This window comes from Stieleria sp. (assembly GCF_041595215.1).
Classification (GTDB): domain Bacteria; phylum Planctomycetota; class Planctomycetia; order Pirellulales; family Pirellulaceae; genus Stieleria; species Stieleria magnilauensis.
The window spans coordinates 1-5,695 of the sequence record NZ_JBFHKV010000528.1 but is presented as its reverse complement, the minus strand read 5'-3'; the positions used below and the strand labels follow the sequence as shown (position 1 = coordinate 5,695).

Sequence of the window (5,695 nt, the reverse complement as noted above, 5' to 3'; positions counted from 1 at the left end):
ATCCCTTCTTCGTCACGATCGACTTGGCCAGAACGTTGACCTGCTTACGGACCTCTGGCGAACCGTCCGCCATTGCCTTGGCCAACCCGTGGACGATCTTTGCTTGATCCTCTTTCGTGGCGGCACAGTAAATCTGTGCCCCCTTTTCCAGCGGATCGTCGCAGGTCAACAGCAGCAGCCCGATACCCGCCGCCACGGTTGACTTGCCCCATTTTCTGCCGCAAGTGATGTAAGCGTGACGAAATCGCCGGCAACCGTCCGCTCGTCGCCATCCCATCAGGCACCAAACGATAAACGCCTGATTGTCGGTCAGCTCGACCGGCTTATCGGCCCACTCGCCCTCAACGTGACGCAGGCAAGCCGGAAACCACATGATCGCGAGAGACGCTTTTTGCTCATCGAAGTAGTGGCCACGTTTGTGCGCGTGCTCAAGATCGTAAACGTGCCGCTCGACCGCTTGGCGAACCCGTCGCCCGGTGACGATTGACCCGTCCAGAACCCCGTCGATGTATCGCTGAACTTGCTGCTTAGGTGCTTCCATTGCGTGCCGCGATGAGTGCCGCCATTGCGTCGTCGTTCTGCCCGCTTGTTCCTGCGTCGTCCTTCGGTGCTTCACGCGTGCATTCGGCAACGAGCCGCAGGAACCGATCGAAAGCAGCGGTCGCAGACAATCGAGCCTCCTTATCGGTGGGGTCGTTGGCCCATGCGTCAGCCGAGACGGAATAGATCCCGTAGAGCCTTCGCATTTCGCCAGCGGAATCAGTACCGACGACAGACAGCACGCGATCAAGCACGGCAGGATCCGCGCCGCCGTCAGTGCTGCGGCACGCTTGAAGCGTCCCGAGCATCTCTTTTTCGGCGTCTGTTTTTTTGTTGTGGCCACCGCTTCCCCGTTGCCCTTTTCGTCCTGCCATTGGCTACTCCTGTTCATTTCTCAGCCGCTCAAGATGCTGCTCCAACTCCATCCGCCCCATGCCCTCAATCTCAACATGGCACCGCTGGCAAACCGGCACCAAGTTTGCCCGATCAAGCCGCAAGTGCTCCGCATCTTCGAACCGCTCGATGTGGTGCATGTGTTCGGCTACGCTCGTGAGTTTGCCCCGCGCGACGCACACCACGCACTCTTCCAGTTCGTCCCTCAGTCGTTCGCTCAGTATTCGCCATCGGTGATCGTACCCCCGCTCTTTCGTCGTCCGTCTGTGTGTCGGTGCCGGCGGTTTGCACTCGTCGCAAACCTTCCGGCCTTGGACAATCGCCCCGCACCGGCAGAGTCTCGCGCTAGTCACCGAGCCAACCCACGTCACCCGCGGGCGTCGTGCCGTCGCTGCCGCTTGTCAGTGCCCCCTCAAACTCCGTCCCGCCAGCCCCGAACCCAACCCCACTCTCAACCTCGGATTCATTCGGAACAACAAGCGTTCCGGTCAGTGCGGATGACGCCCCGTAGTTGGTTGTTTCTAGGACAGTGCCAACCGCTGGCAGGACAACGTTGCCGGTGTAATCCGCACCAGTCGGGCCAAAGTCGATCCCGGTAAGCACCTGGGACTCAGTGGGGTACGTCCCCGCCGTCTGCGTGCTGTTATTCGTGATCGATGACGGCCCAAACGTCGCCAGTGCATTTTCCGCCGTGTCCGTGACGTTGCCGCTGCTGTAACTGACCGTCACCGTCTCGCTGTCCAGTACGGCGCGAGACAGATAAAGCGTGACTTCGGTGCTGTCGGTGCGATGGGCGGCGAGAATGCTCAGTGCGTCGCCATCGGTCGCGAGGCTGAATCCCGTCACGTCGTATTGTGGCAGCAGTGGTGCCGAGCCGGTCTCTGTAAATTGCAGCGTAGCCGTCACGCCCTCGGTGCCGATTGCGCCTGATGCGTAAACCGGAGCGGTGGTGTCGGTGCCCTGGTCGTAGAACGGCACCGCCGGCAAACTCAGCGACGTGCCTGCTGGTGATGTCTGCGATGCGGACCGTGGCGGGGTGACGTTTGACCCACTTGTACCGCTTGCCATGCTCAGCGTTGCCGCTCCGCTGAGTGACGCGGCGGCCTGAACATCGACACGTCGAGCACTGACGTAAGTCGCCGCCGATACCGTGACTGCACCGCCGTCATCAATGGAAAACAGCGCGGTCGGATACGTGTCGCCCGATTTCAGATCCGCATCAAAAGTTAGTTCGAACGTATCATCATTGATCGCCAGCGACGACAGTTCAGGATGCTTGACTGTGCCGCTTTCGAACGCCCTTTGGATCGCGTAATACCACAAAGCCCCCATGTAGAGTGCGTCGGCGTCGGTGCCCCAGTGAATCCCCGAACGTGTGTAGCAGACGGGGCCAAGGAAAATGTCAGCGTCGGCAACCGAAGCGTCTAGCTGAGCCTGCCGAACGGCGTCAACGCTCGCGGCTGTCGCCCCCGGCGTGTGCCCAACCGAAACGGTGATTAGCTTGAGCGAGCTAAACCCGGTGAGCGTCTGGAACGCATCAATCAGATCGGAGTAGGCTTGCAGTTCGTTGGCGTAGGTCGCCCCGTCAGTTGCGTCGGTTTCGCCCTGGTCCCAAAGAACCGCCCTTGCACCGTTGACATTTGCGGCGGTGACACGTGCGACAGCATTGGTTAGTGTTGTCCCGTAGGTTGGCGTCGGCTTCCACGCTGCGCCGCCAGTGACCAAGTTTGTGCTGCTGACCGCAGTAAAAATAAACGCAACGGGAACGTTGTCGCTTGCCATCAATTCGGTTGCGAGCTTTAGCCAGTACGAACCGCTGGACGTTCCTGTGTGCGTCGGGTCCGCAAGCTCCGCCCAATCGCTCGCGGCCTGCTGGTACATCAACGCGGTAAGCGATGCGTGCGAGTACGTTTGGGCGCTGCCCAATTGCCCCACTGCGTTACTCTGCCCCGCCACAATGTAGATGTCGCCGACGGTGACGAGTGCTTTCGAAGCCGTCACGTCGGTTTGATCGGAAAAGCGAACCTCGAAATCACCTTGGCCCATCGGCACCGTAACCGTCTCGGAGAACGTCCCGCCGCTTGGCGATGCGTCCAGCGTCGCCCACGTTCCGCCGTTGTGTCGCCACTCAATTGACGCGGGGTCCGTCTCGGCAATGTACGTCCCAGCGACGTCGACCTCTGCCGTGTCTGTCCCTTCGTCTCGCTGGTGTGGCGTGTTGGCCTTTGGCGATGTCAGCGTGATCGAATCAGACGGCGATACCGCAGTGATTTCGAGGTGCGCCAAACACGCATAGTCCGAGCCATCGGCGATGATCTGAAACGCCGTCGAGGTGAAGGTGTGGGTGATCGCAACGTTGTCTGTAGGCCATGCGGCGGCAGTGCGCAGCACACCGGACGCATCATAAAACGCACCAGACTGCGCGCCGCTGATTGATGCAAACGTTACGCCGTTGTCTTGCAGATGCAGCCCGACCGGAGTGGATGAACCAGCGTCACCAGCAGCAAGCCGGATCTCGTATTCGCCGGTTGACGGCAGTTCAACCTTGAAGGGCCTCGCAATGTTGTTGGTGTAGTTGACGCCCGCCAATCGCACATCAACAGACAGCGACCTATCGCGAGTGACCGCACCCGGCGCAGTCCATCCCGCTGTCAGTCCGCCGAGTGACGACGGGTACAGGTCGCCATCTACCGGCGTCTCGCCAGCGCCGTCTGTGACGTATGCGTCGGTTGCGCGAAAATTGTACTTAACCACTATTGACCGCCCTGCAATGCAAAAATCGTGTTGTCGCTCATCGACGGGAACTCTGCTTTGATCTCGTCCGCCGTCCACGTCTCAAGATCGAACCGCGTCGGATAGCCCAGAAAGTTCGCACCCGTCGGCCCGATCAGTCGACCATCGGCGGATGCACGCAGATCGTCCCAGCCGTGCTTTTCGCGTAGCACGTCCGCATGTCGTCGCGGCTGCGGGTCATCAGTGCGTGCTCGAATCTGCATCACGCCGCTGGTGTCGCCGAACCCACTGACAACCATGCGGGCCTCGGTGTCATCAATCGCGATTGCCCATGCGTAATCGCTGAACGCCGGATGCCTCCACGTTTGCAACGTGCCGTCTGGCAAAATGATCTGTGTCCAATTGCGAGCGTTGACCGAGTTTTGAATCACGATGGTGTCTTGAGGTAAGCAGTTCCCACGCTTGTCCACGTCCAACCACAACCACGACTCGCGACCTGATTGCCCAAGCGTGGCCAGTTCGGTGACGTGGTGTTCTCGGTCGATTCGCAGGATCTTTTTTGAGACGCGACACCCGACAATCAGATTACCTTGGCTGTCGTATCGAACCACGCTAGGGTCTTGTATCAACGGATCTTCGATCGGCTCGCCGTTGATCCAAACTCGATGGTTGTTGATGTCGGCGATGGCCTGGTCTGTGCCGTGCATGTCGATGGAAAACGGCCTGAACCCAAGTGATCGGTGTTCCCAAACTCGCGTCGTTTCGCCGATGTGGGCGGCAAGACAAATCCGTTGATTTTCGGTGTCGGCGATAAACAGCATCCCCGGAGCACAAGGACACGCGACGAAGTCAACCGGCGAACTAAGCGGTCCGTCAGGAAACTCGCCGACGATCTCTTTCGGACCGCCGCGAAGATCAGGCACCCGACCGGCGACGGTTCGCGGGCCAGCGATGGTCACGACCGTGCCGTCTGCGAATGCGTGCCACAGCCGACCAGATAGATCCAACCCCAACCATCCGCGATGATCCCGCCCCGACCCGTCATCAGGCGTCGGTCGGTAAGTCGCGTAGGGCGAAACAAGATTGACGTTTCGCATTCCGTCCCATGCGACGGAATGCTCTACGCTTTCGACTGCCGTTTCGACCGTCGAGCCCGACTTGCTGAAATAGCTGCCGACCCGAACATCGTCGCTTGCGTCGCGATAGAAATACGGGATTGCGTGATACCACGGCGTCCTCGGTTGACTTGGCTCCTCGGCAATCCACATTGCGGGATCGAGGTACTCAGGCACGCTGCCGACTGGTCCGACGACCGGCGCGTCGAGCGGTCGCGGCGTGTTGCGTGGCTGATAGCCGGGATACCAGACGGGAGGCGATGCGAGCGAGTACGGCGGTCGGTAGCGTAGCTTGCGGATCGCTTCGGCTGACTGGACCAAATCAATCGACTCAGCGTAGACCGTGTGCGGCACGCCCTCGGGAGAGTCCCCGGTTTGCACGCCGACGACACGCGGTCCAGCAAGATCGAGCGTGATCGTTTCGAGTTTCGTCTGCGCTGTCGCGATCGTTGCGAGGGTCAGCCAAATCAAGAGTGTTTTCATTCGTCCTTAAATCCCCAACCCTGAATCGCGCACGTCAAATGCCCGAAACATGCACGCGCCATGCCCGAGTCTCACCCACGCATCGCGGTCGAGTTTTTCGAATCCGTACAGTCGGCCGTCTGCGTACCGTCTGCGAACCGTGTCGGCGTTTACATCCAGTTCGTCGGCTAGCTGTTCAGTTGTCATCACTGCGGGCGGCTGTTCGTTTGCGTCACCGACGATCACCGAAACCGTTCCGATCTGTGCGTCGATGGCTGGTGACGATGCGACGCTCCCGCCTGTGTTCTTATGCGTCAGCAGGATCAGGGCACAAATCAAACCGAGCACCGAGCAGCCGATAACGCCGCTGCCCAGTGCAACCGAAACCGCTTTGTCCGCTCTGCTCATTGCTTCGTCTCTAACTCTCGTTCCAAGAGTGCAATTTTTGTGTT

The 5,695-nt window shown here is 59.8% G+C and carries 6 protein-coding genes; all 6 read right to left on the bottom strand.

The annotated features are described in order from the left end of the window. Positions 1–541: terminase large subunit domain-containing protein (locus ABX749_RS19385; RefSeq protein WP_372897420.1), on the bottom strand; the 541-nt coding region annotated here is incomplete at its 3' end. Then, the gene (locus tag ABX749_RS19380) at positions 528–914 is read right to left on the bottom strand and encodes a hypothetical protein (RefSeq protein WP_372897419.1); all 387 of its coding nucleotides are present in this window, start codon (positions 912–914) and stop codon (positions 528–530) included. The genes ABX749_RS19385 and ABX749_RS19380, both read right to left, overlap by 14 nt. A gap of 3 nt (positions 915–917) precedes the next feature. Then, entirely contained in the window at positions 918–1,115 is a 198-nt protein-coding gene (locus ABX749_RS19375; RefSeq protein ID WP_372897418.1) for an HNH endonuclease, read from the bottom strand. Positions 1,116–1,278: 163 nt separating this feature from the next. Continuing rightward, positions 1,279–3,687, bottom strand: coding sequence for a sialate O-acetylesterase (locus ABX749_RS19370; RefSeq protein WP_372897417.1), 2,409 nt, complete (start codon positions 3,685–3,687; stop codon positions 1,279–1,281). Continuing rightward, the gene (locus tag ABX749_RS19365; RefSeq protein WP_372897416.1) at positions 3,687–5,264 is read right to left on the bottom strand and encodes a hypothetical protein; all 1,578 of its coding nucleotides are present in this window, start codon (positions 5,262–5,264) and stop codon (positions 3,687–3,689) included. The genes ABX749_RS19370 and ABX749_RS19365 overlap by 1 nt, the downstream gene beginning before the upstream one ends. A 6-nt stretch (positions 5,265–5,270) precedes the next feature. Beyond that, entirely contained in the window at positions 5,271–5,651 is a 381-nt protein-coding gene (locus tag ABX749_RS19360) for a hypothetical protein (RefSeq protein ID WP_372897415.1), read from the bottom strand. Positions 5,652–5,695 lie beyond the last annotated feature (44 nt).